Source organism: Micromonospora sp. 15K316 (assembly GCF_004348525.1).
Lineage (GTDB): Bacteria > Actinomycetota > Actinomycetes > Mycobacteriales > Micromonosporaceae > Micromonospora.
Map to the genome: position 1 here is coordinate 1 of NZ_SMKG01000328.1, position 4,741 is coordinate 4,741.

Here is a 4,741-nt window from a genome sequence, read left to right on the forward strand (position 1 = left end):
GGCGGGTGATGGGCTCGAACTCGGCGGCCAGGGCGGCGTCCAGGTCGTCGGGGAGCCGCGGATCCAGCGGGTTCAGCCGCTTCTGGGCCGGTGGCGTGTGGCCGTTCGTCGCCGTCCGGCGGTCTTGGTCGCCGTCTCCGGACGCGGCCTTGGCCTCCTCGAACTCGGAGACCGACTCGGCCAGCTCGGCGACCGGGTCCATCTCGGCCATCGTGTCCCACTCGTCACGCGGGACCTTGTGCCAGCTCTTCTCCTCGGCGGCCGGGGCCGGTTGGAAGACGAAGGTCCGGTATGACCAGAAGCGGAACAGCGTGGCCAGCACCACGCCGCCGGTCTTGGCGATGTTCAGTGCCAGCAGGCTGGTGACGCCGAGGCCGTACTTGGCCGCGGCGAGGACGCCGAGCTCGATGAGCAGACCCGTGGCATTGAACAGGAAAAATAGGACATATTCGCGCCGTAGTGCTGATTTTGGTCGATCGCGGTACGTCCAGTGGCGATTCATCAGATACGACGTGATCGTCGCCACCACCGTGGCGATCACCGTCGCCTTCAGCTGACCGGCGACGAAAACGGTCAGTGCCAGCGCATTGAACACGGCGTAATTGATGACGGTGTTGATGCCACCGACGATGCCGAATTTGAGCGCCTCGTGGACGAACTTCTGCCAGCGCTCGGGCAGCAGACGGACAAGACGCATGCGGAACACCTTAAGACAGTGATCTGGGCCGGCAGGCTCCGGCCGGACGGGATGGGCGGCAGGTCACGCCCCGTGGTCTCGGTCGTACGTCACTTCCGGAACGGCTGGGGTTCCCGCTTCCGGGAAGACGAACCGTCGGTAGGACCAGAACCGGAAGAGTGTCCCGAGCCCGGTGCCGACGATGAAACTCGCGATGTTGTCCGCCAGCGGGGTGCGGAACACCTCCGGCCAGAGGCTGCCCAGCCCGTACCGGCTGATGGCCAGGCACGCGACGGCGATGCCGAGGCCGACGCCGTTGAAGAAGAAGAAGAGCGCGTACTCGCGGGCCGGGTTGTTGCGCTGACGGTGCCGCCAGGTCCAGAACCGGTTGCCCACGAACGCGACGGTCGCGGCGATCACGGTGGAGATCGTCTTCGCGGTGACCTGCTCGAGGCCCTCCATCGCGGTCAGGTAGTTGAAGAGCGCGAAGTCGAGCAGGAAGGCGATGCCGCCCACGGTGGCGAACTTGCTCATCTCGTGGACGAGGTGACCGAAACGGTCGAACAGCGCCCGGAGCGGGCCGGTGCGGGTCGGTCGGGAGCCCTCTTGCTCTCCCGTCATCGTCGCGGCCACCCGCCGAGCCTACCGGCTGAGGACACGTGGCATCGGTAGCAACGACGAGCGGGGGCGGCCGGCACCGGCGGCACCCGCGGCGACCGCGGTCGACATGGACAGAGCGTAATCGCCGGGACGGCGTCGCGTGGTGGAACGGCGGAGGCTCCCCGGTGTCGTCACGGCGATCCCGGCGGCCCTAGAACGCCTCGGCGGTCAGCCGACGGGCGAAGGTTTTCCCGAGGATTTGCGTGAAACTGCGCGCAGAAACGGGTATCAGATCGCGATGCCGCAGCGTGTCCCTACCTTGTGCAGTTCTTCACAACCAGTCCCACTGACTGGGGAGGCTGCCCGGTTTACGCTGAGCCCAATCCCAGGTTTCCACAAGGCGAAGCGGCTCCCGCCCGCCCAGACTCGTGCATCCCATAGATCGGTCAGCGTCGACCACAAGGAGATGTGTCATGGTTGCTCCGGCTGTTGTTCGGGGTATCGATCAGGCCCCGACGTCCCATCCCAAACTTCTCGCCTGGGTCCGTGAGGTCGCAGAACTGACCACCCCGGACCGGGTCGTGTGGGTGGACGGGTCCGACGAGGAGTGGCGTCGTCTCACCGACGAACTCGTGGACGCGGGCACCCTGATCCGGCTGAACCCGGAGAAGAAGCCGAACTCCTTCTACGCCCGCACCGATCCCTCGGACGTGGCCCGGGTCGAGGAGCGCACCTTCATCTGCTCCGTCGACGAGGCGGACGCCGGCCCCACCAACAACTGGATGGCCCCGGCCGAGATGAAGCGCGTGATGACCGACCTCTACCGGGGCTCCATGCGCGGCCGGACGATGTACGTCATCCCGTTCTGCATGGGTCCGGTCGAGGCGGAGAACCCGATGTTCGGGGTGGAGATCACGGACAGCCCGTACGTGGTCGCCTCGATGCGCATCATGACCCGGATGGGCCGGTCGATCCTCGACGCGATGGGCGACGACGCGGACTTCGTGCACGCGCTGCACTCGATCGGTGCGCCGCTCGCGCCCGGCCAGCAGGACGTGGCCTGGCCGTGCAACGAGACCAAGTACATCTCGCACTTCCCGGAGACCCGGGAGATCTGGTCGTACGGCTCCGGCTACGGCGGGAACTCGCTGCTCGGCAAGAAGTGCTACTCGCTGCGGATCGCCAGTGTCATGGGGCGGGACGAGGGCTGGCTCGCCGAGCACATGCTGATCCTGAAGATCACCTCGCCGGAGGGGCGGGTCTACCACATCGCCGGCGCCTTCCCGTCGGCCTGCGGCAAGACCAACCTGGCCATGTTGGAGCCGACGATCCCCGGCTGGAAGGTCGAGACGATCGGCGACGACATCGCCTGGATGCGGTTCGGCCCGGACGGTCGCCTCTACGCGGTCAACCCGGAGTACGGCCTCTTCGGCGTCGCGCCCGGCACCGACTGGAAGACCAACGCCAACGCGATGCGCACGCTCGACCGCGGCAACTCCATCTTCACCAACGTGGCCCTGACCGACGACGGGGACATCTGGTGGGAGGGGATGGGCGACCCGCCGGCGCATCTGACCGACTGGAAGGGCAACGACTGGACGCCGGAGAGCGACAGCCTCTCTTCGCACGCGAACAGCCGGTTCTGCACCCCGATCACGCAGTGCCCGATCCTCGCCGAGGACTACTACGACCCGAACGGCGTGCCGATCGACGCCATCCTCTTCGGAGGCCGCCGCCGGGACACCGTTCCCTTGGTGACCGAGGCCCGCGACTGGGTGCACGGGGTCTACCTGGGCGCGACGCTCTCCTCGGAGACCACCGCCGCCGCGTCCGGTGCGGTCGGCGTGGTCCGGCGCGACCCGATGGCGATGCTGCCGTTCATCGGTTACCACGCCGGCGACTACTTCCGGCACTGGATCGAGATGGGCAAGGGCGCCGACGGCGACGAGTCCAAGCTGCCGCAGATCTACTACGTCAACTGGTTCCGCAAGGACCCGGACGGCAACTTCCTCTGGCCCGGGTTCGGCGAGAACTCCCGGGTTCTCAAGTGGATCGTCGAGCGTATCGAGGGGCGCGCCGAGGCGGTGGAGACGCCGATCGGCATGGTGCCGGCCCAGGACGCGCTGGACGTCGAGGGTCTGGACATGACGCCCGAGGATGTCCGGATCGCGCTCAAGGTCGACCCGGAGGAGTGGCGCCAGGAGCTGCCGCTGGTCACCGAATGGTTCGAGAAGTTCGGCGACAAGCTGCCCGGCGTTCTCTGGGCCGAGTTGGACGCGCTGCGCGCCCGGCTCGACGCGGAGCAACCGCAGCGCTAGGGCGACTCTCCCGGATCTCGTCGCAGGCCGGCGAAGATCCGGAAGCCACGCCCGGGTGTAACGCGCCCCCGGCAGGGGCATCATCGGATGTCATGAGGACGGCCGCCGCGACCGAGGTCCGGCGGCCGTCCGCTGTCCGGTCGCTGACCTGGCTGTCGGCGGTGTCCGCGGCGGCCACCGTCGCGGTCGAGGTGCTGAACTGGTGGTACGCCCCGGAGCAGGGCTTCGGGCTGGCGGTCCGTACCGGCTGGGCGATGCTGCGCTCGCTCGGCTTCCTGGTGCTGATCGGGCACGTCCGTCGGGGCAGGATCGTCGCCCGGCCGTTCGGGCTCATCCTCGCCGTCACCACGGTCTTCGCGGTCGGCCGGCTGGTCGTGCCCCGGCACGGCGTGCCACCGGCGCCGGGAGCGATCGGCTTCGCCCTGCTCACCGCGCTCTGCGCGGCCGTGGTCTGGCAGCTCTACCGCTCGCCGGCGCTCGCCGAGCACCTGGTCCGGCACCGCCGGCGGCTGGTCGTCGAGCGGTCCGGCATCTTCTGGCGCGAGGTGGCACCACGGCGGCCCGAGGCCAGTGGCTGGCTGCTGACGAGCCGGGCTGCCGCCTTCACGTACAGCCCGCTCATGCTCGTACCGGCGCTGGCCGCCGTCGGCGCGGTGCTGGACGGGCGGCTGGTCGCCGTGCCGGCCGTGCTGCTCTGGCTGGGTGGCGGGATCCTCGCCAGCTACCTGGTGCTGTTCTGCACCGCCTTCCTGCTCCGCGGTCGGCGCTGGGCCCGCCTGCTCCTGGTCGCGGTCACGGTGCTGGTGCTCGCCGTCGACCTTCCACTGTGTCTGTGGCTGCTCGGCCCGGACGGGCTGGTCCGCGACGGTGGCCCGCTGGTGGTGGCCGCCGGCGTGGCGCTGTACGGCGTGTGGCGCGCCGACCGCGCGCTCCGGGGCGGGGCGGGCACGGCCTGACGCCCGCCCCCGGCGGAACGCGCCGGACGATGCGGTGCCGGCCTTCGTGGGCGGGGACCGGGCAGGATGGAGGAGTGAGCTCGGTCACGGCGGGCGGTGGGCCAGGTTCCGCCCCGACGCGCGACCGGCGATCAGCGAAGGCCGGAGGAGGGCGACACGGTGAGCGACGAGTTCGACGTGGTGGTGGTCGG

The 4,741-nt window shown here is 69.3% G+C and carries 4 protein-coding genes; 2 read left to right on the forward strand and 2 right to left on the reverse strand.

Features of this window, described 5'->3' with window-relative positions:
- Positions 1-697 (reverse strand): GtrA family protein (locus tag E1211_RS30755; protein WP_132353529.1); only part of this gene is annotated, 697 nt, incomplete at its 3' end.
- Between the two features lie 63 nt (positions 698-760).
- Positions 761-1,297 carry a GtrA family protein gene (locus E1211_RS30760; protein WP_132353531.1) on the reverse strand — a complete coding sequence of 179 codons (537 nt, stop codon included), beginning with the start codon at positions 1,295-1,297 and terminating at the stop codon, positions 761-763.
- 452 nt (positions 1,298-1,749) lie between these two features.
- Between E1211_RS30760 and E1211_RS30770 the strand changes: the two genes are divergently transcribed.
- Both E1211_RS30770 and E1211_RS30775 read left to right on the forward strand, forming a co-directional pair.
- Positions 1,750-3,594 (forward strand): phosphoenolpyruvate carboxykinase (GTP), encoded by a 1,845-nt coding sequence (locus E1211_RS30770; protein ID WP_132353533.1) that lies wholly within the window; start codon positions 1,750-1,752, stop codon positions 3,592-3,594.
- A 92-nt stretch (positions 3,595-3,686) separates the two neighbouring features.
- Positions 3,687-4,550: a hypothetical protein gene (locus E1211_RS30775; RefSeq protein WP_132353535.1), complete on the forward strand. Its 864-nt coding sequence runs from the start codon at positions 3,687-3,689 to the stop codon at positions 4,548-4,550.
- Positions 4,551-4,741: the final 191 nt, after the last annotated feature.

Excerpts from the sequence above, each read along its gene's own strand:
- E1211_RS30775 (WP_132353535.1), top strand. The coding sequence starts at position 3,687 with ATGAGGACGGCCGCCGCGACCGAGGTCCGGCGGCCGTCCGCTGTCCGG.
- E1211_RS30770 (WP_132353533.1), top strand. The coding sequence starts at position 1,750 with ATGGTTGCTCCGGCTGTTGTTCGGGGTATCGATCAGGCCCCGACGTCC.
- E1211_RS30760 (WP_132353531.1), bottom strand. The coding sequence starts at position 1,297 with ATGACGGGAGAGCAAGAGGGCTCCCGACCGACCCGCACCGGCCCGCTC.